Annotated in this window: 20 protein-coding genes and 2 pseudogenes; 11 read left to right on the top strand and 11 right to left on the bottom strand. The window is 65.3% G+C overall.

All coding sequences use genetic code 11. The annotated features are described in order from the left end of the window. Positions 1-111: 111 nt before the first annotated feature. Positions 112-1,323: a selenoneine synthase SenA gene (gene senA, locus ACRQ5J_RS11070; protein WP_432383307.1), complete on the bottom strand. Its 1,212-nt coding sequence runs from the start codon at positions 1,321-1,323 to the stop codon at positions 112-114. 47 nt (positions 1,324-1,370) lie between these two features. On the opposite strand from senA, the gene selD reads away from it, so the two are divergent. Further along, on the top strand, positions 1,371-2,417 hold the full coding sequence (gene selD, locus ACRQ5J_RS11065; protein ID WP_432383306.1) for a selenide, water dikinase SelD: 1,047 nt from the start codon (positions 1,371-1,373) through the stop codon (positions 2,415-2,417). Here selD and ACRQ5J_RS11060 read toward each other — a convergent pair whose 3' ends face one another. After that, positions 2,418-2,951 (bottom strand): nuclear transport factor 2 family protein, encoded by a 534-nt coding sequence (locus ACRQ5J_RS11060; RefSeq protein ID WP_432383305.1) that lies wholly within the window; start codon positions 2,949-2,951, stop codon positions 2,418-2,420. It lies immediately after the preceding gene. Positions 2,952-3,401: 450 nt separating this feature from the next. Here ACRQ5J_RS11060 and leuA point away from each other — a divergent pair, with 450 nt between their 5' ends. Beyond that, on the top strand, positions 3,402-5,081 hold the full coding sequence (gene leuA, locus ACRQ5J_RS11055) for a 2-isopropylmalate synthase (protein ID WP_432383304.1): 1,680 nt from the start codon (positions 3,402-3,404) through the stop codon (positions 5,079-5,081). On the opposite strand, the gene ACRQ5J_RS11050 is transcribed toward leuA, so the two are convergent. From ACRQ5J_RS11050 to ACRQ5J_RS11030, 5 genes and pseudogenes are all read right to left on the bottom strand, one after another. Beyond that, positions 5,082-5,372 (bottom strand): hypothetical protein, encoded by a 291-nt coding sequence (locus tag ACRQ5J_RS11050; protein ID WP_432383303.1) that lies wholly within the window; start codon positions 5,370-5,372, stop codon positions 5,082-5,084. Continuing rightward, positions 5,369-6,904 (bottom strand): PepSY-associated TM helix domain-containing protein, encoded by a 1,536-nt coding sequence (locus ACRQ5J_RS11045; RefSeq protein WP_432383302.1) that lies wholly within the window; start codon positions 6,902-6,904, stop codon positions 5,369-5,371. The genes ACRQ5J_RS11050 and ACRQ5J_RS11045 overlap by 4 nt, the downstream gene beginning before the upstream one ends. A gap of 30 nt (positions 6,905-6,934) precedes the next feature. Beyond that, entirely contained in the window at positions 6,935-9,217 is a 2,283-nt protein-coding gene (locus ACRQ5J_RS11040) for a TonB-dependent siderophore receptor (protein WP_432383301.1), read from the bottom strand. Between the two features lie 559 nt (positions 9,218-9,776). Then, positions 9,777-10,385, bottom strand: a pseudogene (locus tag ACRQ5J_RS11035) (FecR domain-containing protein); the annotation flags it as partial. A 4-nt stretch (positions 10,386-10,389) separates the two neighbouring features. Further along, complete coding sequence (locus tag ACRQ5J_RS11030; RefSeq protein ID WP_432383300.1) at positions 10,390-10,884, bottom strand: sigma-70 family RNA polymerase sigma factor; 495 nt, start codon at positions 10,882-10,884, stop codon at positions 10,390-10,392. Between the two features lie 161 nt (positions 10,885-11,045). Here ACRQ5J_RS11030 and ACRQ5J_RS11025 point away from each other — a divergent pair, with 161 nt between their 5' ends. Next, complete coding sequence (locus ACRQ5J_RS11025) at positions 11,046-12,587, top strand: methyl-accepting chemotaxis protein (protein WP_432383299.1); 1,542 nt, start codon at positions 11,046-11,048, stop codon at positions 12,585-12,587. 84 nt (positions 12,588-12,671) lie between these two features. Here ACRQ5J_RS11025 and egtB read toward each other — a convergent pair whose 3' ends face one another. Continuing rightward, positions 12,672-13,880: an ergothioneine biosynthesis protein EgtB gene (gene egtB, locus ACRQ5J_RS11020; protein WP_432383298.1), complete on the bottom strand. Its 1,209-nt coding sequence runs from the start codon at positions 13,878-13,880 to the stop codon at positions 12,672-12,674. Position 13,881: 1 nt separating this feature from the next. After that, positions 13,882-14,880: an L-histidine N(alpha)-methyltransferase gene (gene egtD / locus ACRQ5J_RS11015; protein ID WP_432383297.1), complete on the bottom strand. Its 999-nt coding sequence runs from the start codon at positions 14,878-14,880 to the stop codon at positions 13,882-13,884. A gap of 127 nt (positions 14,881-15,007) precedes the next feature. On the opposite strand from egtD, the gene ACRQ5J_RS11010 reads away from it, so the two are divergent. The 8 genes and pseudogenes from ACRQ5J_RS11010 to ACRQ5J_RS10975 all read left to right on the top strand — a co-directional run bounded on the left by ACRQ5J_RS11010 (position 15,008) and on the right by ACRQ5J_RS10975 (position 22,602). Continuing rightward, positions 15,008-15,868: a putative selenate ABC transporter substrate-binding protein gene (locus tag ACRQ5J_RS11010; protein WP_432383296.1), complete on the top strand. Its 861-nt coding sequence runs from the start codon at positions 15,008-15,010 to the stop codon at positions 15,866-15,868. A gap of 4 nt (positions 15,869-15,872) precedes the next feature. Beyond that, on the top strand, positions 15,873-16,694 hold the full coding sequence (locus ACRQ5J_RS11005) for a phosphonate ABC transporter ATP-binding protein (protein WP_432383295.1): 822 nt from the start codon (positions 15,873-15,875) through the stop codon (positions 16,692-16,694). A 196-nt stretch (positions 16,695-16,890) separates the two neighbouring features. Then, positions 16,891-17,658 carry a PhnE/PtxC family ABC transporter permease gene (locus tag ACRQ5J_RS11000; RefSeq protein ID WP_432383294.1) on the top strand — a complete coding sequence of 256 codons (768 nt, stop codon included), beginning with the start codon at positions 16,891-16,893 and terminating at the stop codon, positions 17,656-17,658. Next, entirely contained in the window at positions 17,655-18,446 is a 792-nt protein-coding gene (gene phnE, locus ACRQ5J_RS10995) for a phosphonate ABC transporter, permease protein PhnE (RefSeq protein WP_432383293.1), read from the top strand. The genes ACRQ5J_RS11000 and phnE overlap by 4 nt, the downstream gene beginning before the upstream one ends. A gap of 17 nt (positions 18,447-18,463) precedes the next feature. Next, positions 18,464-19,140 (top strand): annotated as a pseudogene (locus ACRQ5J_RS10990) (ABC transporter ATP-binding protein). 179 nt (positions 19,141-19,319) lie between these two features. Then, complete coding sequence (locus tag ACRQ5J_RS10985) at positions 19,320-19,607, top strand: hypothetical protein (RefSeq protein WP_008447145.1); 288 nt, start codon at positions 19,320-19,322, stop codon at positions 19,605-19,607. A 273-nt stretch (positions 19,608-19,880) separates the two neighbouring features. Beyond that, positions 19,881-21,416, top strand: coding sequence for a DUF1800 domain-containing protein (locus ACRQ5J_RS10980; RefSeq protein WP_432383292.1), 1,536 nt, complete (start codon positions 19,881-19,883; stop codon positions 21,414-21,416). Between the two features lie 10 nt (positions 21,417-21,426). After that, positions 21,427-22,602: a DUF1501 domain-containing protein gene (locus ACRQ5J_RS10975; RefSeq protein WP_432383291.1), complete on the top strand. Its 1,176-nt coding sequence runs from the start codon at positions 21,427-21,429 to the stop codon at positions 22,600-22,602. Here ACRQ5J_RS10975 and ACRQ5J_RS10970 read toward each other — a convergent pair. Both ACRQ5J_RS10970 and ACRQ5J_RS10965 read right to left on the bottom strand, forming a co-directional pair. Then, positions 22,589-23,386 carry an EAL domain-containing protein gene (locus ACRQ5J_RS10970; protein ID WP_432383290.1) on the bottom strand — a complete coding sequence of 266 codons (798 nt, stop codon included), beginning with the start codon at positions 23,384-23,386 and terminating at the stop codon, positions 22,589-22,591. The genes ACRQ5J_RS10975 and ACRQ5J_RS10970 overlap by 14 nt on opposite strands. After that, a complete protein-coding gene (locus tag ACRQ5J_RS10965; protein WP_432383288.1) occupies positions 23,299-24,324 on the bottom strand; it encodes a diguanylate cyclase domain-containing protein in 1,026 nt (341 codons plus the stop codon). The genes ACRQ5J_RS10970 and ACRQ5J_RS10965 overlap by 88 nt, the downstream gene beginning before the upstream one ends. Positions 24,325-24,385 lie beyond the last annotated feature (61 nt).

The raw sequence follows: 24,385 nt of genomic DNA, 5'->3' as shown, positions 1-24,385 counted from the left end.
CCACTTTGTCGAGGACGAAACGCGGATTATGCCGCATGGAAACATGAAAACACATTACATTTGTCCAAGACGAACCGCCTTTGACCCGACCACCTGCACTGCGGGAGCGGACTAGGGCTTACGCGTATGCCATGCACAGGTACGGAAGCCGGAAAAGACCTCGTCCCGTTCCGGCGGCAGGAAGCGGCGGAAGCGCGCCGCGCCGAAGCGCGACGGCGTGGCGAACGAAGCGCCGCGCAGCACCTGGTGGGTATGGAAGCACGGCGCCGAATACTCGCGGTATGGTCCGGGCTCGAAGCCCGGATACGGCTCGAACGGCGACGCCGTCCACTCCCACAACTGGCCCCAGCGGAAAGCCGGATGTCCCGACAAGGCTGCGTATTCCCATTCCGCCTCGGTCGGCAGGCGGCGGCCGGCCCAGGCGCAGTAAGCCTGCGCCTCATACAGATTCACATGCCGCACCGGTTCGGCGCCGGCCAGCGTCGATAAGCGGCCAAAGCGCAAGGTGCGCCACTGCGCGCCGTCGCGCTGCCAGTAGCGCGGCGCCGAGCGTTCCTGGCGCATCAGCCATGCAGCGCCGGCGTCGCTCCAGAACTGGCGGTTGTCGTAGCCGCCGTCCATGACAAAATCCGCATACTGCGCGTTGCTGACCAGGGTACTGTCCATGCGAAACGGCGCCACGTGGAAGCTGTGCTGCTGAAGCTCGTTATCGAATACGAAACCGCCGCCGGTCTTGCTGCCCAACTGGATAATCCCGCCGGGGAAGCCGGTTTCGGACGGCGCAAACATCTGCTGCGCCTCGCTGAGCGCGCGCACCGGCGCGTCCAGCCCCAGGGTTTGCAGGGCGTGCAGCATCGCTTCGCCGCGCATGTCCTCGTGCGCCAACGCCAGCCGGTACGGATACAGCGCCTGGTCGGTATTGGCTTCGCGCGTCAGCTTGTCCAGCACCCGGTCCAGCACCTCATGGCAGTAGGTCTTGACGCCGCCGCTGCTGGGCAGGTCCAGCGTCCAGCGGGCCCGGTGCGGCACCCGTTCGGCGTCGAACCAGTCGTCGCCCTTGGTCAGCAGGCAATGGCCGTCGGCGTCGGCCGGATGGCTGGAAGTCGCCCCGCGCAGGATGAACCACTCGGCAAACCAGGCGATGCGCCCTAATTCCCATAACGGTGGATTCACGCCGCGCAGCTGCGGCACGCGCGGCGCGGCGTCCATGCCGGCGGCGGCAAAACAATCGAACAGCGAAAGCGTATAATCCCTCGCATGCTGAAGGGCGTGGGCAAGCTGCTGCGACGTGGCGTTCCTGAACGAAGAAGAGCTGGAAGTCATGCACCGATTGTACCCCGCCGCACTCCGAACACCACAGGAATCCCACCATGAGCAATGACGCGATCAAACTGACTTCTTTTTCCCACGGCGGCGGCTGCGGCTGCAAAATCGCCCCCGGCGTGCTGTCCGAAATCCTGAAAAACTCCAACGGCTTCCCGGTGCCGAAGGAACTGCTGGTGGGGATCGAGACGTCGGACGATGCGGCGGTCTACAAGCTCAATGACGAACAGGCGCTGATCGCCACCACCGATTTCTTCATGCCCATCGTCGACGACCCGTTCGACTTTGGCCGCATCGCCGCCACCAACGCCATCTCCGACGTCTACGCCATGGGTGGCACGCCGATCATGGCGCTGGCCCTGGTGGGCATGCCGATCAACAGGCTGCCGGTAGAAACCATCGGCCAGATCATCAAGGGCGGTGAATCGATCTGCGCCGAAGCCGGCATTCCCATCGCCGGCGGCCACACCATCGACTCGGTGGAGCCGATCTACGGCCTGGTGGTCATGGGTCTGATCCATCCATCGAAAGTCAAGCGCAACGCCGACGCCAGGGCCGGCGACGTGCTGGTGCTGGGCAAGCCGCTGGGCGTGGGCGTGCTGTCGGCGGCGCTCAAGAAGGGCAAGCTCGATGACGACGGCTACCGCGCCATGATCGCCAACACCACCAAGCTGAATAAGCCCGGCAAGGCTTTGTCCGAACTGGCCGGCGTGCACGCGATGACCGACGTTACCGGTTTCGGCCTGCTGGGCCACCTGCTGGAACTGGCGCGCGGCGCCAGGCTGGAGGCGCAGTTGGACATGCACCGGATTCCGCTGCTGCCGGGCGTCGAGCAACTGGCGCAGGACGGCTGCTTCACCGGCGCCTCGGGCCGCAACTGGGAAGCCTACGGCAAGGACGTGCAACTGGCGCCGTCGATCACGCCGGCGCAGCACGCGCTGCTGACCGACCCGCAGACCTCGGGCGGGCTGCTGGTCTCCTGCGACGAAGCCAGTGTCGACGAGGTGCTGGCCCTGTTCCGCCGCGAAGGCTTCAGCGAGGCCGCCGTCATCGGCCGCATGGCGGACGGCGCGGCGCGCGTCAACGTCGGCTGATTATTTTTCGGTCAAGTGCGTCGACCAGACCACAGAGAAAATCTTCCACTGGCCGCCGCGCTTGACCATTTGCCAGGTCTCGACACCGTAGTTCTCCACCTTGCCGTCGTAGACGAATTCGTAATCGAACATCACCCATGCCAGATCGGCATCCTGAGTAATCTTGACGTTGTAGAAGCGTTCTTCAACAGGGACTTTGGCAGTCTTCACGAACTGTGCAAAGCCGTGATAGCCGCCGGCGCTGACGCCATCGGCATTCGGGTCAAGCTCCGCGCGCACCTGCTGCACACGCCGGTCGCTCAGCGGCGAGGCCCACAGGATATTCGAATTGAGCATCAGCGACGATAGCGCCTTCACGTCCTTGGCCTTCAGCGCAGCCTGAAATTGCTCCGTCACCGCAGTAATCGCCGCCACGTCCTCCGGCGTGCTGACTGCCTTGGGCGGCGCGGCCAACGCTGCGCTCGCGAACAACATGCACACCACCGTAATCGCTCGTCTAGTCCGCATGTTAAAACTCTTCAGTTTGCTCAACATCGTTATAGTCAGTTAGTTTTTCACCAAGAATGTACAGCATGACCATGCAGAAGTCATTGATGACGAGGAAAATGTACTGCCCGAATAGCAACGCCGCCTTTACTTAGCGCTTGACAACTACCCGAGCGATCACGTAAATTCGAGCAATGATCTCGCATCTGCACCTATCCGCTTTCCTGCTATCGCCTGCCAGCGCCCTATCGCTAGCAGCGCGTCTACTAGCACGCGCTTAATCCGCGTCCCTGTTGTACCCTTGTGCCGGCCATAAGCCGCACGCGTTTCAAATCCCAGGAAAGTCGTACCGATGCTCCCAGCTTTTTCGCTACTGCTAAAACTACCGATCGGTTGCCGCGCCTAGTGTCCCGTGGCCGCGCGCCAGCCCTTCGCCACACCGTTAGCACGTACCGCCCGCCCCCGCGCCGGCCTCATTCTTGATCCAGGAGCATTACCATGATGTTGCAGAACCCAGCGTCCAAATACCGTCCCTTCCCAGCCGTCCAGTTGTCCGACCGCACCTGGCCGAACGCCATCATCAGCAAGCCGCCGATCTGGATGAGCACCGACCTGCGCGACGGTAACCAGGCGCTGATCGAGCCGATGAGCATCGAGAAGAAGATCCGCATGTTCGACCTGCTGGTCAAGATCGGCCTGAAGGAAATCGAGGTCGGCTTCCCGTCGGCCTCGCAGACCGACTTCGACTTCGTGCGCAAGCTGATCGACGAGAACCGCATTCCGGACGACGTCACCATCATCGTGCTGACGCAGTCGCGTGAGGAACTGATCCGCCGCACCGTCGAATCGTGCGTCGGCGCCAGGCGCGCCATCGTCCACCTGTACAACTCGGTGGCGCCGGTGTTCCGCAAGGTGGTGTTCGGCATGTCGCGCGAGGAGATCACCAACATCGCCACCACCGGCGCCAAGCTGGTGAAGGAGCTGACCAGGCAGCACCCGGACACCGACTGGGGCTATGAATACACGCCGGAGTCGTTCTCCACCACGGAACTGGACTTCTCCAAGCACATCTGCGACGCCGTCATCGCCATCTTCGAGCCGACGCCGCACAAGAAGCTGATCATCAACCTGCCGTCCACCGTGGAATGCAGCACGCCCAACGTCTACGCCGACCAGATCGAATGGATGTCGCGCAAGCTGACGCGCCGCGACTCGCTGATTATCTCGGTCCACCCGCACAATGACCGCGGCACCGCCGTCGCCTCGGCCGAACTGGCGGTGATGGCCGGCGCCGACCGCGTCGAGGGCTGCCTGTTCGGCAACGGCGAGCGCACCGGCAACGTCGACCTGGTAACGCTGGCGCTCAACCTGTACACGCAAGGCGTGCACCCGGGCCTGGACTTCTCCGACATCGACGAAGTGCGCAAGGTGGTCGAGGAATGCAACCAGCTGCCGGTGCACCCGCGCCACCCGTACGTCGGCGACCTGGTGTTCACCGCCTTCTCCGGCTCGCACCAGGACGCGATCAAGAAAGGCTTCGCCAAGCAGCAGCCGGGCGCGATCTGGGAAATTCCCTACCTGCCGATCGACCCGCAAGACCTGGGCCGCAGCTACGACGCCGTCATCCGCGTCAACAGCCAGTCGGGCAAGGGCGGCATGTCCTATCTGCTGGAACAGGACTACGGCCTGGTGCTGCCGCGCCGCCTGCAGATTGAATTCAGCCGCGCGGTGCAGCAGGTGGCCGACCAGACCGGCCTGGAGATCACCGCCGATGGCATCTACGACATCTTCAGCAAGGAATACTTCGAGCAGCAGGCGCCGTATGGCTACCAGTCGCACAAAATGGTGGAAGACACCAGCAGCGACGAGCCGGTGCAGATCGACATCGCCCTGCTCCACAACGGCGCGCCCCTGGCGCTGCAAGGCGGCGGCAACGGCCCGATCGACGCCTTCGTCGACGCGCTCGGCCTCGACATCAAGCTGATGGACTACCACGAGCACTCGATCGGCTCGGGCGCCAACGCCAAGGCGGCCTGCTATGTCGAACTGCGCCTGGCCAACGGCCCGACGCTGTTTGGCGCGGCTACCGACAGCAACATCCTGACCGCCTCGTTCAAGGCGGTGCTGAGCGCGGTCAACCGCCAGCTGGTGCGCCAGCAGGCCAGCGCGGCAGTTTAATCAGGACGCGGGCGGGAACAGCGCGTTCCCGCCCACTATCCACAGTAACAGGCTCACCACGCACAACGCCACCGTCAGCCACAGCCAGATCCGGCCCGCAGGCACGGGCGAAAACGCAAACACGAACCAGCCGGCATGCACGGCAAAGCCGAGCATGGTGCCGATCACCACACCATCGGCCAGCGTCAACGCGAACAGCAGCGGCAGCACGAACGCCAGCAACGCCGCGCACAGCGACGCCAGCGCGTAGCCGCCCACGACGGCGGCCAGCAGGCGCGAAATCACCGTCATATCTTTTTCACCTTGCGCGCGATAGCCGCCATCAAGGCGCCGCAGCACAGCGACACCGCTTCCACGCCGGCGCCTTGCCAGTCGCCGCGCAGCACATAGTTGCCCAAATGTTGACCAGTGGTGCAGAGATTCAGCAGCGGCAGTCCAAGACACAGCAGCGCGGCCAGCGTCCATTGCTCGCGCCATGCCGCCGCGCGCGGACGCCACGCCGCGTGCGCCAGCGACGCCAGCCAAGCCAGCAGAAAGATGCGCACCTCCCACTTGCCGCGTCCTTCCAGCACGGCCGGCAGCAGGCGGTTGCCATACAAGTAAGCGATGCACGCCAGCGCACAACCGCTGATGGAAGCGATATTCACCGCATCGATGCAGCGGTAAATACGCGCCGTCGCCGCGCCGAATTCGCCGCCGCTCTTTTGCCGGCGCTTCACCAGATACAGAATGGTGCCGGTCGCCATCAACGCGGTGCCGGCCAGGCCGCTGAGAAAATAAAGCCAGCGCATGGTCCAGCCGCCGAAGCGCGCAAAGTGCAGATGCTCCACCACGCTATGGGTGGCGTGGCCCACCGATTGCTGCTCCTGCGGGTCGGGCTTGCGCATCTGGAGTGGCGCGCCACTGACGCCGTCGAACAGCACCGTGCCGCGCTGATTGCGTATGCTGCCGCTGGTGCCGCCATCCGGCTCGCGGCCGAACATCCGCAGCAGCATGCTGCTGTCGCCGGGGCGTTCAACCAGCAGCATCGCCATCTCCGTGCCGGTAAGCGCGCGCGCCTGGCGCAGCAGCGGCCCGATTTGCGGCAAGGCGGCAGGCACGCCTGCGTGCTGACGCCTGGGCGGCGCCGGTTCGTGCGACAGCACCTGCTGCATGCGGTCATAGGCGCCGTCGTCGGCGCCATACGCCATCTGCAACGGCAGCGGCATGTAACTGGAATAGAAAATCGCCAGGCCGGTCAGCGTAATCATGAACAGGAACGGCAGCGCCAGCACGCCGCACGCGTTGTGCGCATCCAGCCATGACCGCTGGCCCTTGTTGGGGCGGAAGGTGAAGAAGTCGCTGAAGATGCGCTTGTGGACAATCACGCCGGACACCAGCGCCACCAACATCCCCAGCGACACCACGCCAACAATCCAGAATCCCATCAGCCCGGCCTGCAGCGAATAGTGGAACACCATAAAGTGGCGGCCGCCATCGGTGTCGCGCCCCCACGGCGATGGCAGCACGGCGCCGCTGGCCGGGTCGATGGCGCGTTGATGTTCGCCGTCCGCGCCGCGCCAGGACAGCAGCAGCGCATCACCGCCCTGCTGCGGCAGGTCGACGCGCCACAGGCGCGCGCCGGCGGCATGCTCGCCGAGGTAATCGAAGGCGCGCCGTGCCGCCTGCTCGGCCGATAGCGCCTGCGCCTGCGCCGCCAGCGGCGGCGCGGCCCGCATCCAGTGCGTGATCGGCTCGCGGAACACGCTGAGCGTGCCGGTCATGAAAATAACGCACAGCAGCCAGCCGGTGATCAGGCCTCCCCACGTGTGCAGCCAGCCCATGGCTGGACGCCAGTTCTCCCGCATGCGCGCTTACAGCGTGGCGCGCAGCATCAGGCTGATACTCCGCGGCTCGCCAAAGTAATTACCGCGACGCAGAGATCCCAGCATCGAATAATAGTGTTTGTCGAACAGGTTGTTGACATTGAGCTGCGCGCTCCACTTGCTGTTGATGCGGTAGGAGCCGTTCAGGTCCCACACGGCGCGTCCGCCCTCGCCCATGGTCACGCTGTCGTCATCCGGCGCCGGGAAGGCGTAGTGGCTCTGCGCCTGCACGCCGGCGCCCACTGTCAGCGCCTGCCACGCGCCGGGGAGGCGATAACTGGTCGATGCTTTAAACAGGTGATGCGGCGTTTCGGAGCTGATGCTAACGCCCGCATCATCGCGGCTGGTGACAAAGGTGTAGCCGGCCATCAGCTGCCACCCCGGCGCAATCTCGCCACTGGCCTCCAGCTCCACGCCCTTGCTGCGCAGCGTGCTGCCGTTGCGATAGCAATCGGTGCTCATCAGCGAGTTCGGGCAGGCGCCGAGGTTTTGCTCATCCAGCACCGCCAGGTTGTCCTTGCGGATCTGGAAAACCGCCGCCGACAGGTTCAGGCGCCCGTCATACAACTCGCCCTTGATGCCGGCTTCGTAATTGGCGCCGACGGCAGGCTTCAGCGCCGCGCCGCCCGCGCTCTGGTAGCCGCTTTGCACCTGGAAGGTATCGGCATAGCTGGCGTACAGCGACCATTGCTGGTTGAGGTCATAAATCAGGCCGGTGTAAGGCGTGAACTCGTGGTTCTGCTGGTTGTCGGCGAGCCTGGCGCCGCTGAGCGCATCCACCTGCCGGTAATCCATCCAGCTCACACGTCCACCCACCAGAAGATGCAGCGGCTTGGCCAGTTCCAACCGCGCGCTCGCATAGACGCCGTAACGCTGGTCTTCTGAACGGGCATCGCCTTCCCATGCCGGATGCGCCGGCCGCGCCACCGCCTGGTGATTGACGTTGAAGATATCGACCGCAATATCGCTGCCAACCGAAGCGTCGCGCGTCTGCTGGTTTTGCCTCGACCAGTTGAAGCCCGCCATCACCTCATGCGTACCGCCCAGCGCCTGGAAGTTGCCGGAGATGCTGGCGTCCACGCCCTTGCTTTCGACTTCGATATCGCGGAAGTACAGGCTGTATAACAGAGGCCCGCTCAAAGTCACCGGATCGACCATGCCGCGGGTGATGCCCAACTGCTGCGAGAACGCGCCCTTGTTGTAGTTGGCCGCCGCGCGCGCCTTCCAGCCGCCGCCGAAGCGATGCTCGATTTCAGCGAACAGATTGCTGCCGTTGACGTCATGCAGATTCCAGTCCTGCGCCAGCGAGGTCGAACGCGGCACATCCAGCGCCCGGCCGTCGCTGTAGCGCGGCAGGCCGAACACCGTGTAGCCGTGGATCTTGTTTTCCTGGCGGCGACCGCCGAAGGTCAGCGTGGTATCCGGCCCCAGGTCCGCTTCCAGCACGCCGTAGAACAGTCCTTCCTTCGCATGCGTCACGTCCTGGAAGGTATGCTTGTCCTGGTACGCCGCCACCACGCGGCCGCGCAGCGTGCCGGCCTGGTTGAGGGGCGTGCCTGCATCGACCTCGGTGCGGTAGTTATCCCACGAAGCAGCGCTCAGATTCAGATCGACATGCGACTCCTTGCGCGGGCGCTTGCGCACCAGATTGACCACGCCGCTCGGATCGCCGGCGCCGACAATCAAGCCGGCGGCGCCGCGCAAAATCTCGACCCGGTCGTAGATCGCCATATCGGTCGGCATGGTGCTGGTGTCATCATATTCGGAACCCGGCACGCCGTCTTTCAGATAGGAGTTCATGGCGAAGCCGCGCACCGTGAACGTGTGTGAACCGAAATTGCGCTGCGAGCGTGTGGCGCCGGTGGCTTGCGCCATCACCTCGTCCAGCGACGTCAGGTTGCGGTCATCCATGAACTGGCGGGTAATCACGCTGACCGACTGCGGCGTCTCGCGCAGCGACTGCTCCATTTTGCCGATGGTGGTGGCGCGGCCGGTATAGGCGCCGGTGTTCTCGGTGGTCGCGCCCTGCGCCTGCGCCGTCACCTGCACCATCGGCAGCGCGGCGGCGCCATCGTTCTGCTCCGCGCTGGCGGCGGCCACCACATAGCCGCCGTTGCGCTGGCGCGTCGCCACCAGGCCGGTGCCCTTGAGCACACTGGCCAGGCCGGAATCGGCCGTGTGCACACCGCTCACGCCCGGGCTTTGCAGCCCCTGCGTGGCCTGCGTCGAAAACGACAGCATGATGCCGGCCTCGCGGCCGAAGCGGTTCAAGGTGGCGCTCAGCGGGCCGGCCGGAATACTGAAATTGCGCAAGGCGTCCTGCGCCTGCGCGTGCAAAGGCGCGGCGGCGGCCATCGCCAGTGGAACGATCAATGCGTATCGTGCGTGCTGCATGTGTGCTTCCCCGAATAATGAATAAATTGGTGTTCTTTATCCATTGCCCCGCAAGTCGCAAAAACAGCTCACTTTTTTGAGATTTTTTTACATCCACCGTCGTCCAGTAACGCGTGTAGTGGGTGATGGTGATGGGCAGCGTGGTTTGCAGCAGGTCCAGCACGCGGCCGGCGTCGGCCAGCGGATAGGTGCCGCTGACGGTCAGGTGCGCCGCGCCGGCCGCGCAATGCAGCCGGCCCTTGTGGTAGCGGCCCAGCGCCGCCAGGAAGTCCGGCAACGGCATGTCCTGCGCCACGATCATGCCGTCCACCCACGCGGTGGACGCGTTGTCGGCCGGCTGCGGCGAACCTGTCGCAGCGCGGGTATAGTCGGCCTGCTGGCCGGCGTTGAGCCGCAGCGGCGCGCCGCCATGTGCAGGGCGTATCTCCACCGCCCCTTCAAGCACCGCTACCAGGCTGCGGCCATCGAGCTGACCGACCAGATAGCGCGTGCCGAGCGCGCGCGCGTTGCCCTGCTCCGTATCGACCGAGAACGGCCGTCCGCGCGGGTCGCGCGCGGTGGCGACCAGAATCTCGCCACGCAGCAGTTGCAGCCGCCGTTCGCCGCCGGTGTAGCGGACATTCAGCGCGGAGGCGGCGTTCATGATTACCTGGGTGCCGTCGTCCAGCGCCAGCGTGGTGCGCTGGCCCATGCCGGTCGAGTAGTCGGCCGACCAGGCGCGCCATGGCGTCTGCTCCGCCGCCAGCCAGGTGGCGCCGCCGACGCCGATCAGCAGGGCCAGCGTCTTCAGCGCCTGGCGCCGCGCATCCGTCGATGGCGCGTTCAACGCCGCCTGGGCGATATGCGGCGGCAGCGATTGCAGCTTGTCGCCGAATGCCGCCACCCGCGCCCAGGCTTGCCCATGCAGCGGATCGGCGTCGCGCCATTGCTGCCAGTTGCGGCGCGTGTCCTCATCCGCCGTCTCCGACTGCAGCTCGACCAGCCACGCCACCGCCTGCTCGCGCACCGCCAGTGGAATCGACGACGAAGGCGACACGCCGTTCATGGCCTCAATCGGCGAAGCAGCACAGCAGCATGGCCTTGGCGATGTAGCGCTTCACCGTCGCCAGCGACACGCCGAGACGCTCGGCAATCTCGCCCTGCGCCATGCCATCGATCTGCGACAGCAGGAAAGCCTGGCGCACCGGCGCCGGCAAGGTATGGAGCAGCGCGTCGATCCGCACCAGCGTCTCCAGCACGATGGCGCGCTCCTCCAGCGACACGCCAAGCGGCTGCGGCCAGGCGGCCAGCGCCTCCTCGTACGCCAGTTCGATATCGCGGCGCCGGTAAAAATTGGCCACCATGCCCTGGGCGATGGTGGTCAGCAGCGCGCGCGGCTCGCGGATAACGACATCGCGCGCCAGCACGCGCAGGAAAGTGTCATGGGCGATGTCCGCCGCGTCCGACGCGCTGCCCAGCCGGTTGCGCAGCCAGCCTTGCAGCCAATGGTGGTGGGCGTGGTAAATGGCAGCGATGTGCGCGTTGTGGGGTAATGCGGCCGACATAATCGAAAAGAATGAGAATTATTCTCAATAATATCCCGACTTTCAATCCGCACGCAAGAATTTGCTGGCGTTCCCTCTGGACAACAGATATTGGCCGCTAATTTTCCGCAACGCACCATCGCGGCTATACTGGACTGGAATCAACGATGCGAGGTGTGGACATGAATTTTTCGAATCTCAAGATCGGCGCGCGGCTGGGTCTCGCTTTCGGCGCGGTGCTGTTACTGATGGCGGTGCTGATCGGCATCGGCCTGCAACGGCTGAGCAGCATCGGCACGCTGAACGACACCATCATCGACAACGACTGGATCAAGGCCGAAGCGGCGGCCACCGTCAGCACCACCACCCGCGCCAATTCGGCGCTCACGCTCGAACTCTTCACCACGCAGGACGCCAGCCGCATTGCCGCCATCCGCAGCGAGATGGAGGCCAACAAGCAAACCATCACCAACGCGCTGCAAACGCTGGGGCGCCTGGTCACGCGGCCGGCCGGCAAGGAACTGCTGGCGCGCATCGGCGACCAGCGCAAGGCCTACGTCGCCTCGTTCACGCAAGTGGGCAAGCTGCTGGCCGACGGCCGGCGCGACGACGCCCTCGCCTTCCTGCGCGCCGACATGCTGCCGAAACTGGGCAAGCTGCAAGACAGCGTGCAGCAGCTCAACGAGCTGCAAAAATCGGTGGTCAATGAAAACGGCGCGGCGGTCAAGCACAACATCGCCATGGCGCGGCAGATGATGGCCTGGCTGGGCGTCCTGGCGCTGGCGCTCGGGCTGGCGTTCGCCTGGCGCGTCACGCGCTCGATCACCGATCCGATCAGCGACGCGCTGCGGGTGGCGCGGGCGGTTGCCGCCGGCGACCTGACGCACAACATCAGCAGCACGCAGCGCGACGAAATGGGCCAGCTGCTGCAAGCGATGGCGCAAATGAGCGCCAGCCTGTCGGCCATCGTCAGCCGCGTGCGCAGCGGCACCGGCGCGATCAACACGGCATCGGCGGAAATCGCCAGCGGCAATATGGACTTGTCGTCGCGCACCGAGGAGCAAGCCAGCTCGCTGGAAGAAACCGCGGCCTCGATGGAAGAACTGACCAGCACCGTCAAGCAGAACGCCGCCAATGCGCATCAAGCCAACCAGCTGGCGCAAAGCGCGACCGAAGTCGCACGGCGTGGCGGCACGGTGGTAGCGCAGGTGGTGGACACCATGAACGCCATCAACGACTCGTCGCGCAAAATCGTCGACATCATCGCCGTCATCGACGGCATCGCCTTCCAGACCAACATTCTCGCGCTGAACGCCGCCGTAGAAGCGGCGCGCGCCGGCGAACAAGGGCGCGGCTTCGCCGTGGTGGCCACTGAAGTACGCACGCTGGCGCAGCGCTCGGCCAGCGCCGCCAAGGAAATCAAGCAGCTGATCGACGACTCGGTCCACAAGGTGGCGACGGGCGCGCAGCTGGTCGACCTGGCCGGCAACACCATGAGCGAAGTACAGGACAGCGTGCGCAAGGTCACGGCCATCGTCGAAGAAATGACGCTGGCCAACCGCGAGCAAAGCAGCGGCATCGAGCAAATCAACATCGCCATCAGCCAGATGGACCAGGTAACGCAGCAGAACGCCGCGCTGGTCGAACAAGCCGCCGCGGCAGCCTCGGCGATGCAGGACCAGGCCGGCGAACTAAACGCCGTCGTCAGCCAGTTCCGCCTCTAACCCGGGGTCAGGTCTGACATTCGCACACGGGCTCAACGGCAATGCCGTTGAGCCCGTGTGCGAATGTCAGACCTGACCCCAATTTTATTTGGCGAGGCGGATGCCGGTGAATTGCCAGCGGGCGCCGGCGGGGAAGAAGTTGCGGTAGCTGGCGCGCGCGTGGCCTTCCGGCGTGGCGCACGAGGAGCCGCGTAGCACGTATTGGTTGAGCATGAACTTGCCGTTGTATTCGCCCAGCGCGCCGTCCGCCGCCGCGAAGCCGGGATATGGCGCGTAGCTGCTGCTGGTCCATTGCCAGCATTGGCCGTACATTTGCCGCAGCCCGGCGCCCGCCGCGCCGGCCGGGTGCAGCGAGCCGGTGTCGACCGGCGCTTGCGCGGCGGCGTATTCCCATTCGAATTCGGTCGGCAGGCGCGCACCGGCCCAGTGGGCGTAAGCGTCCGCTTCGTATAGCGAGATGTGCGCGACCGGCCGGTTGAGGTCCAGCGGCTGCGCGCCATGCAGCGTGAATTCCTGCCATGCGCCTTGGTCGTCCTGGAACCAGTAGATCGGCGCGCGCAGGTTTTGCGTGCGCACCCAGTCCCAGCCCTCGGCCAGCCATAGCGCGGCGTTGGCGTAGCCGCCGGCGTTGATGAAGCCCAGATATTCGCCATTCGTTATCAGCCGCGAGGCCAGCGCGAACGGCGCTACGTATTGCTTGTGGCGCGGTAGTTCGTTGTCGAAGCTGAAGTCTTGGCCGGCGTGCCCGATTTCCGTGAGGCCGCCTTCGAACGGCAGCCATTCCAGCGGCGGCGCCATCGCGGCCGCCGGCAGCGGCAGCGCCATGTAGGCCGGGCGCAGCAGGCTTTGCGCCAGCAGGTGTTTGACGTCGGTGAGCATCAGCTCCTGGTGCTGCTGCTCGTGCTGCATGCCGAGCGTGAGCAGCATGTCCAGCTCCGCGCCGGGCGCGCTTTCCAGAAGGCGCGCGACGCGGGCGTCGACGTCGGCCCGGTAGGCGCGCACTTGCGCCATGCCGGGACGCGTCAGCAGTCCGCGCTGCGCGCGCGGGTGCTTTTCGCCGATGCCGTTGTAGTAGGAGTTGAACAGGATGCGGAACGCCGGGTGAAACGGCGCGAAGTCGCGCTCCATGCGCTCGAGGATGAAGGTTTCGAAGAACCAGGTGGTGTGCGCCAGGTGCCATTTGACCGGGCTGGCGTCCGGCATCGATTGCGCGCCGCAGTCTTCGTCCGACAGCGGTTCGGCCAGCGCCAGCGTGTGCTTGCGGACGGCCTGGTAGCGGTGGGCCAGATTCATCTTAACTCGCCTGCGCGTGGATCACGGCGAACCAGTGATCCTTGTCGGTCCACATGCGCCTGGTTTCAAAGCCGGCCTTTTCCAGCAGCGCGACGAAGGACTGGCGCGTGTATTTGTAGCTGTCTTCCGTGTGGATGCGTTCTCCGCGCGCGAAATCGCGCTCGCCGCCGCGCCACGTTACCGTCAGCGGGCAGCACGCTTCGAGGTGCATTTCGATGCGGCTTTTGTCGGCGTTGAAGAAGGCGACGTGCTTCCATTGGCCGACGTCGAAGTCGGCGCCGATCAGGTGATTCAGGTGGCGCAGCATGTTCAGGTTGAAGGCGCCGGTGACGCCCAGCGCGTCGTCGTAGGCGGCGTTGAGCACCGCGTGGTCCTTGATCAGGTCCACGCCGATCAGCAGCCCGCCGTCCTTGCCGGCGTTGGCGCGCAGGCCGCGCAGGAACGTTACCGCCTGCTCCGGCGAGAAGTTGCCGATCGAGGAGCCGGGATAGAAGAATACGCGGCGCTCGGCGCGCACACTGTCCGGCAGATCGAAGCCGCTGGAGAAGTCCAGCCCCAGCGCCGTCATTTCGATGTGCGGGAAGCGCTGCTGCAATTGCGCCACCGCGCCAAGCAGGAAATCGCGCGAGATGTCGACCGGCACGTACTGCGCCGGCTTCAGTAGCGGGAATAGCGACGCCGCCTTGGCGCAGTTGCCGGCGCCAAGGTCGATCAGCGAGGCGCCGTCGCCGATCGCGTGCGCCATGTCGGCGCCGTATGCGCCGAAGATGCTGGCTTCGGTGCGGGTTGGATAATATTCGGGCAGCTCGCAGATTGCTTCGAACAGCCTCGAACCCAGGCTGTCATACAGGAATTTGGGCGAGGTGTGGGCGCACTTCGCCATCAGGCCTTCGCTGATTTCCTTGATGACCGCCGCACTGCCATGTGCTGGCCGCTGCGATGACGTGTTGCTGGCGAGGGGCGAGACAACACGAATCGCCGGGGCATGGGACACTTGCATGGAATGCTCTGCCTTTATTCTGGGTGGTCATCTGCTTGGATGATTTTTGTTATGATAGCCGAATCTCCATTTTGTAGCGCCGTACCAAAAGTTCTGTGCGACTATTCACATAAAAGGGCAAACCACCATGAAATTCACCCTCAAATCCCTGTTCGCCGCCGGCATGCTGCTGGCCGCCTCCTGGTCGCAGGCGCAATCGGCCGATCACGTCTTCCGCGTTTCGGCGATTCCGGACGAGGCGCCGACCGAATTGCAGCGCAAGTTCAAGCCGCTGGGCGAGTACCTGGAGAAGAAGATCGGCATGAAGGTGGAGTTCACGCCGGTGACCGATTACGCGGCGTCGGTGGAAGCCCTGATTAACAAGAAGGTGGACATGGTCTGGTTCGGCGGCTTCACCTTCGTGCAGGCCAATGAGCGCAGCAAGGGCGCCATCACGCCGCTGGTACAGCGCGCCGAGGACGAGAAGTTCCGCTCGGTGTTCGTCACCACCAACAAGAGCATCAACAGCCTGAATGACCTGAAAGGCAAGACCCTGAGCTTCGGCTCCGAGTCCTCGACCTCGGGCCACCTGATGCCGCGCTACTACCTGCTGGCCGCGAAGATCAATCCGGACACCGACCTGAAACGCATCGCCTTCTCCGGCGCGCATGACGCCACCGTGGCCGCCGTTGCAGGCGGCAAGGTCGATGCCGGCGCGCTGAATATCTCGGTCTGGGAGAAGCTGGTCGAGTCGAAGAAGGTCGATCCTAACGTGGTGCGCGTGTTCTACACCACCCCTGGCTATTACGATTACAACTGGTCGGTGCGCACCGATATGAACGCGGGCCTGAAGAAGAAGCTGACCGACGCCTTCCTGGCGCTGGACGCCAGCAAGCCTGAAGACAAGGCGATCATGGAACTGCAACGCGCGTCCAAGTTCATCCCGACCAAGGTGGATAACTACAAGAACATCGAAGCGGCGGCCAAGAACGCGGGCCTGCTGAAGTAACTACATGCCGACGTATCAACTGCAAGACCTGACCGTCCGCCATCCCGGCGGGCGTTCAACTCCCGCGCTGCAAGGCATCAACCTGACGATTGAACAGGGCGAGCAACTGGCCCTGATCGGCCCTTCCGGCGCCGGCAAAACCACTTTGCTGGCGACGCTGTCCCTGTCCCATAAACCGTCCGAAGGCAGCTTCCGGGCCTTCGACGCCGATCCGTGGTCGCTCGGCGAGGCGGCCCGCCACCGCCTGCGCGCGCAATTGTTCCTGGCGCCGCAAACGCCGCCGCTGCCGCCGCGCCAGCGCGTGGTGACGGCGGTGCTGGCGGCGCGCCTGCCGCAATGGAGCGTGTGGCGCGCGCTTGCCTCCTTGTTCAAACCGGAAGATCCGGAAGCGGCGTGGCAGGCATTGTCGCGCTTTAATCTGGGCGACAAGCTGTATTCGCGCGTTGACCGGCTGTCCGGCGGCGAGCGCCAACGCTGCGGCCTGGCGCGCTTGCTGCTGTCGCCGGCCAGGGCGCTGCTGGTGGACGAGCCGCTGTCGGCGCTCGATCCGGCGTTGTCCGAACTGACCCTGGCCACCTTGCGCGAGGAGGCCCGGACCCGCAACGCCACCTTGATTTGCAGCCTGCACCAGGTGGACCTGGCGCTGGACCACTTTCCGCGCATCGTCGCGCTGCGCGACGGCCGCGTGGCGTTCGATCTGCCGCGCGCGCAGGTTACGTCGCACATGATCGCCGCGCTGTATCAGGGCGAGCAGCCCGCCGGCAGCGCGCCGCCGCAAGGCGACGACCCAATGGCGGTCAGACCTGGCGTAGGCGCTTGCCTGTGATGGCCGCCGCGTTTGACACGCCGGCCGGCGCCCACGGAGCGACCGACGCCCGCAGCGCCCGCAGCACGGGCGCCCCGGCCCACGGCGCAAGCGATCCGTCCCGCGGCGCGGGCGGCCCGGCGGGCGGCGGCGGCCCTGGCACGCCCCCGCCAGCCGCCGCGACCCAGCGCTGCGCGGGCGCATCGTCATCATCATCGTGGCGCTGCTGGTGCTGTGGCCGACGCTGGTGGTCACCGAATTCAAGCCGTGGATACTGTTCGATGAACAGAGCCTGAGCGCCACCGGCCGCTTTCTCGCCGATTTCCTGGTGCCCGCGCACGACGCCGAGTTCCTGCACATGCTGCTGCGCGAAAGCTGGAACACCATCGCCATCGCCACCGCCGGCCTGGCGCTCGCGCTGCTGGGCGCGATCCCGGCCACGCTGATCATCAACGAGCGGCTGTCGATTTCCGCGCTCGGCACCGGCCGCATGCGCCCGGTCGCCCTGGCCGTGCGCCAGTGCGTGCGCTGGCTGCTGGTGATCCTGCGCTCGGTGCCGGAGCTGGTCTGGGCGCTGCTGTTCGTGCGCATCATCGGCCTTGGCCCGACCGCCGGCGTGCTGGCCATCGCCCTCACCTACTGCGGCATGCTGGGCAAGGTCTACGCCGAAATCCTCGAATCCTCCGACGCCCACGCCAGCAACACGCTGCTGGCCAATGGCGCGGGGCGCCTCAGCGCGCTGCTGTACGGCGCCCTGCCGGAAGCGGCGTCCGAGCTGATGTCGTACACCGTCTACCGCTGGGAGTGCGCGATCCGCGGCTCGGTCGTGATGGGCTTCGTCGGCGCCGGCGGTCTGGGGCAACGCATGGATGAATCGATGAAAATGCTGGCCGGCGCCGAAGTCTCTTCGATGCTGCTGGTGTTCGTGCTGCTGGTGGCCCTGGCCGACCAGTTCTCCAAAGTGCTGCGCCGGAGGCTGGGATGAATCCGAACCTGCCCAAGCCACCGCCGCGCGACTGGACCGTCCGCATCCTGATGCTGCTGGTGGCGGTGCTGGTGGTTGCCAGCTTCGCCACGCTGCCGCTGAAGTGGCGCGAGTTCTTCACCGTCGAAGCGGTCAACAGCACCATGGAGCTGCTGGCCGGCTTCACGCCGCCGGAGACCGGCCTGCCTTTCCTCGCCAGGACCTTCTGGGCCGCGGTTGAAACGCTGGCCATGTCCGGCCTGGGCACGCTGCTGGCGGTGGTCTTCGGCCTGGCCTTCTCGCTGCCGGCGTCGGGCCGCTTTGGTGCCGGCCCGCGCGCCGCCATGCGCGCTGTACTCAACGTGCTGCGCTCGATCCCGGAACTGGTGTGGGCGTCGATCATGCTGATCGCCGCCGGCCTTGGCCCGCTGGGCGGCACGCTGGCGCTGGCCGCGCATACGGCCGGCGTGCTGGGACGCCTGTTCGCCGACTCGCTGGAAAACGCCGCGCCGCTGCCCGAGCAAAGCCTGCGCACCAACGGCGCCAGCGCCACGGCGGCCTTCTTCTATGCCACGCTGCCGCAAACGTTGCCGCAGATGATGTCGTACACACTGTACCGCTGGGAGAACAATATCCGCGCCGCCGCCATCCTGGGAGTAGTGGGCGCCGGCGGTTTGGGACAGATGCTTAAATATCACCTGTCGCTGTTCCAGATGCCGCTGGCCGCCACCGTCATCCTCGCCATGCTGTTGCTGGTGGCGCTGGTCGATGGCGTCAGCTTTGCCATGCGGCGCGCGCTCACAAGATAATTCAGCCCAACCTCGCCATGCTCGAACTTCGCCAGCTTTCCAAATCCTACAATGGCCGTCCGGTGCTGGACCGGCTCACGTGGAGTTTCAAGGCGGGCGAATTCGTCTCCATCATGGGCGATTCCGGCGTCGGCAAATCGACGCTGCTTAACCTGATCGCCGGCCTCGATACGCCCGACGCCAGCGAGCAGGCGCCGATACTGGTCGACGGCATCGCCATGTCCGGCCTGGACGACGACGCGGCGACCAGGCTGCGGCGCGCGCGCATGGGTTTCATCTTTCAAGCGTTCCACGTGCTGCCGCACCTGACCTTGTTGCAGAACGTGGCGCTGCCGCTGCTGTTGAACGGCCTGCCGACGCAGCGCGCGGCCGAGATGCTGGCTGCGGTCGGCCTGGCCGGCCGCGAGCACGATTTCCCCATCAAATTTCCGGCGGCCAGATGCAACGTGTGGCAATCGCCCGCGCGCTGGTGCACCGCCCGGCGCTGGTGCTGGCCGACGAGCCGACCGGCAATCTCGATCCGGATACGGCCGACGCCGTCCTCACCCTGCTGCAACGTGAAATCAAGGCCACCGGCGCCTGCGCGATCATGGTGACACACTCGCAACATGCGGCAGAAAAGACAGATAAAATTCTACAACTTGCATCAAACGGCTTGAAAGAAACAACATCAGTCAACCCGTTTGCGCAATAACTAACATAATTTATTTAGCAAACCCTGCACTTTTCCGTCAGGCGTAGTATTATTTAAGTTAACTTGCATGGTTATCAAGAATGTTGAGTCGCGTACCACATTCAGACCAGAAAGAGTGTGGGCGCTAGCCTTGCCGGGAACGTAGTTCTTTTTAACGTTTAGAGCAAAGGAGGAGCACCATGAACGTCCGTCAAAAGAAGCTGGAGCTGATCGAAGCCATGAATCGCGCTCGGGCACTGGAACCTTCCAGTTTTGTCCCGAACAAGCTTCTTGATACTTTGATCGAAAAGATGAACTTGAAGAACGATGCAGAGTTGTGTCGGGTGTTGGAAGTTCAGCCCCCGATTATCAGCAAGATTCGTCACCGTAAGTTGGCAGTTGGTGCGACCATCCTGCTGCGTATGCATGAAAAATCAGACATCAGCATTCGCGAGCTGAAAGATCTGTCCACCGCGTCCATGCATTGAACCTTGTAGTTGTTCATGCCATGCCAGGCGCCGGCATGCGGTATCCGGCGCCCCCTAAGCGCCATAGCGATCAGCCCAAACCCCGCTGAAAGCTGTTTTACCAGGTCTTCCGTTTTACCCAGCTTTTCCCGTATTTCTATTGCTCGATTGTCCGCCGCGATGCACACGTCGCCGGTGAGCCGCGCGCACGGCCGTCATGCGCCATCGTACATTTGCTTACACTATTCACATCCGGTTCACGCGACATGCGGCCGATTGGCTTATCCTCGTCTCATGCGTACCAAGACTTTGCTTCTGGCCGCCCTGCTGTCGCTCGCGGGCTGCGCGGCCAACACGCCCACGGCCCCGGCCCCCGCCGATCCGGTGGCGCTTGCCGGCGCGCTCAATCGCATCAGCTGGGGCGTCAGCGGCAGCACCTATCGGCAGGCCGAAAAGATCGGCTACCACGCCTGGCTGGAACAGCAGCTGCATCCGGGCCCGGCCGTGCTGCCGGCCGCCGCGCAGGCACAGATCGACGCCATGACCATCGCGCGGAAAAGCCTGAAGCAACTGGTGCAGGATACGGAAAGCCTGCGCCTGGACTACGACAAGACGCTGCCCGACGACGAAGCCAAAAAGGCGGCACAGCGCGCTTACCAGCTGGAGGCGAACCGGCTGGCGAAGGAAGCCGCCACCCGCTCGCTGCTGCGCGACCTGTACTCGCCCAACCAGTTGCAGGAGCAGATGACATGGTTCTGGATGAACCACTTCAACGTGCATCAAGCCAAAAGCAACCTGCGCGTGCTGGTCGGCGACTATGAAGAACAGGCCATCCGCCCGCACGCGCTAGGCAGGTTCCGCGACCTGTTGGCGGCAACGCTCTATCATCCGGCAATGATTCGTTATCTGGACAACGAACAGAACGCCGCCAACCGCATCAACGAAAACTACGCACGCGAGATCATGGAGCTGCACACGCTGGGCGTGGACGGCGGCTACACGCAGAACGACGTGCAGCAGCTGGCGCGCATCCTCACCGGCGTCGGCGTCAACCTGACCGACAAGACGCCGAACGTGCGCAAGGACCGCCTGGACCAATATGTGCGCAAAGGCCTGTTCGAATTCAACCCGAACCGCCACGACTACGGCGACAAGCTATTCCTCGGCCAGCCAGTCAAGGGGCGCGGTCTGGCCGAGGTCGACGAAGCGCTGGACCGCCTCAGCTGCAACCCGGCCACCGCCCGCTACATCAGCCGCAAGCTGGCGGTCTATTTCGTGGCCGACCAACCGCCGCCGCAACTGGTCGCACGCATGGCGCAGCGCTTCCTCGCCAGCGACGGCGACATTGCCGCCGTGCTGCGCGTGCTGTTCACCGCGCCCGAGTTCACGCAATCGCTGGGCAGGAAATTCAAGGACCCGATGCACTACGTGGTGTCGGCCGTGCGCCTCAGCTACGATGAGCGCGTGATCCTCAACACCGGCCCGATGATCGGCTGGCTCAACCGCATGGCCGAACCGCTGTACGGCCGCCAGACGCCGGACGGCTACCCGCTCACCCAGTCCGACTGGGCCAGTCCGGGCCAGATGACGACGCGCTTCGACATCGCCCGCGCCATCGGCCACGGCGCCGGGGACTTGTTCAGGGCCGACGGCGCGCCACCGCAAGCGCCGACCGACAAGCCGCCCCCGCCGCAACTGAACAACGCGCTGTACGAACAGGCGCTGCAGGCGACGCTGGCGCCGGCCACGCGTCAGGCCTTGCAGCAGGCGGCCTCGGCGCGCGAATGGAACACGCTGCTGCTGTCGTCGCCGGAACTGATGCACCGCTAGGAGAAGCATGATGAAACGCCGTACCCTGCTCAAAACGCTGGCCGCCATGCCGGGCGCCGCGCTGGCCGGCCAGTTGTGGGCCGCACCCGCCGCCAGCAACACGCGCCTGCTGTTCGTCTTCCTGCGCGGCGGCTACGACGCCACCAGCCTGCTGGTGCCGATCGCCAGCCAGTACTACTATGAGGCGCGGCCCAACATCGCCATCGCCAGGGCGGACGTGCTGCCGCTCGACGCCGACTGGGGCCTGCACCCGGCGCTGGCCGGCACCATCCACCCGCTGTTCAGTGCCGGCCAGGCCGCCTTTGTACCGTTCGCCGGCACCGACGATTTGTCGCGCAGCCACTTCGAAACGCAGGACAGCATCGAAATGGGCCAGGCGCCGGACCGGCGCCGCGACTACCGTTCCGGCTTCCTCAATCGCCTGGCCGCCACGCTCGGCGCCGACCGCGCCAGCGCCATCTCGTTCACCGACCAGCTGCCGCTGATCCTGCGCGGCCAGCTGCAAGTGCCCAACAGCGCGCTGCGCAACGTCAGCAAGCCGGCGGTCGACGCGCGCCAGGCCGCAATCATCGCCGCCATGTACCAGGGCACGGCGCTGGCGCAGCCGGTGCGCGAGGGCTTCATCGTGCGCGACGATGTGATGAAGGAGGTGATCGGCGAGATGACGGCGGCCAACCGCAACGCCGTCACCGCCAAGGGCTTCGAGCTGGAGGCGCGCCGCATCGCCCGGCTGATGCGCGACAAATACCACATCGGCTTTGTCGACGTCGGCGGCTGGGACACCCACGTCAGCCAGGGCAACCGCAGCGGCTATCTGGCCAGCCGGCTGGAAGAGCTGGGACGCGGCCTGGCCGGCTTCGCGCAGGAGATGGGGCCGGACTGGGATGACACGGTGGTGGTGGTGCTCAGCGAATTCGGCCGCACTTTCCGCGAAAACGGCAACCGCGGCACCGACCACGGCCACGGCAGCGTGTATTGGGTGCTGGGCGGCGGCGTCAACGGCGGCAAGGTGCTGGGCGAACAGCAGCGCCTGGAGCAGCCGACGCTGTTCCAGAACCGCGACTATCCGGTGCTCAACGAGTACCGCGCCATGTTCGGCGGCCTGCTCGCGCGCATGTACGGCCTCAACGCCGGCCAGGTGGCGTCGATCTTCGGCACCAGCGGCCGCGACCTCAAGCTGGTGTGAGGCCTGAACCGGACTGATGCCCGCGCAGCCGCGCGGTAGCCTCGTCCACCGCCAGCGCCGGCGTGTACAGAAAGCCCTGAAAAGCGCCGCAGCCCGCGCTGCCGAGAAAGCTCGCCTGCTCGACGCTCTCCACGCCTTCCGCAATGACGTTCAGCCGCAGGTCGTGCGCCAGCTGGATCACCATCCGCACCACCGCGTTGGCGTCGCCGTTGGCCGGCACGCCGCGCAAAAAACTCTTGTCGAGCTTGATGGTGGTGACCGGCAGCGCGCGCAGGTAACTCAGCGACGAGTAGCCGGTGCCGAAGTCGTCCAGCGAAACCATGAAGCCGCGCGCCCGCAACTGCTCGATGACATTGCTGCCGCTGCGTTCGAGTTCGATGGCGTCGCGCTCGGTCAGCTCGATCTCGACATCCCCCGCCGACAGGCCGAACTCGACCAGTACGCGCTCCATCTGCGCCAGGTAGCCGTCGTCCAGCAATTCCTTGGCGCAGGTGTTGACGCAGATGCGCACGCCGCTGATGCCGGCGTCCATCCAGTAGCGCAACTGCGCGCAGGCGCGCCGGATCACGCCCTTGCCCAGCTCCGGCAGCGCGCCCAGTTCGCCCGCCAGGCCGATCACGTATCCGATCGGCTGGGCGCCGAGGAAGTCCGGCAGCCGCAGCAGCGCCTCCATGGCGATGGTATCGCCGTCGGCGGTCAGGATGGGCTGATACTCGAGCCAGTAGCTGCCATTGCGCAGCACGCGCCGCAGCTCATTGTGGTCGGCGTTCTTGCGGTGCGCCACCTCGTCCAGCGCCTCGGTGTAATAGTGGTAGCGGTTGCGGCCGCGATTCTTGGCGTGGTACAGCGCCAGGTCGGCTTTTTCAGCAGGCCGTCCGGCGAGCTGGCGTCGACCGGGCAGACGGCAATGCCGATGCTGGCGCTGATGCGGACCTCGCGGCCGCCGATCGTGAACGGCTGCGCCAGCTCGGACAACAGCTTTTCCGCCAGCATGCCGCCGCTGGCCGGCGACGGCGCGTGCAATTGCAGCAGCGCGAACTCGTCGCCGCCGAGGCGGGCGATGTAGTCGCTCTCGCGGCTGGCGGCGCGGATGCGCTGCGCCGCCAGTTGCAGCAGCTGGTCGCCGGCCTGGTGGCCGAGCAGGTCGTTGACGTCCTTGAACTGGTCGAGGTCTATCATCAGCAGCAACAGCAGTTGGCCGCTGCGCTCGGCCAGCGACACCATCTCGGAGCGGCGCGTGTCGAAGGCGGCGCGGTTGGCCAGCCCGGTCAGCACGTCGATCGTGGCCAGGCGGCGGATTTCGTCCTGCGCCAGCTTGCGCTCGGTGATGTCGCGCAGGATTTTCAGGTAGCCGACCGTCTCGCCGCCATTGCCGTCGGCCGGAAGCGGCGTCAGCACGCCGTCGGCCCAGAACACCGACTGGTCCTTGCGCAGATGCCAGCGGTAGTCGGCCGCGCGCTCCCAGCGCGCCGCCTGCTCCATTTCCAGCCAGTGCTCGCCCTCGGCCTGGTCGCTCACGGTAAACAGCTGGCCCATGCTCCTGCCGATGATTTCGGCCGGCGCGTAGCCGAAGATCAGCTCGGCGCCGAGGTTCCAGCTGGTCACCAGGCTGTCGCGGTCGATGGTGAAGATGGCGAAGTCGCGCACATTCAGGTAGATCTGCTTGAGCAGCAGCTCCGGCGCCAGGCCGGGGGCGAGTACATTGGTCAAGGGAGGTGTCATGGCGCGGCCCGCTTGGTCTAAACTGGTTAGACTGCCAGCGCCCCGCTCAGTTCACTCAGCC

The organism is Duganella sp. P38 (assembly GCF_050859475.1).
Lineage (GTDB): Bacteria > Pseudomonadota > Gammaproteobacteria > Burkholderiales > Burkholderiaceae_D > Rugamonas.
This window is presented reverse-complemented; position numbering and strand designations above follow the sequence as displayed.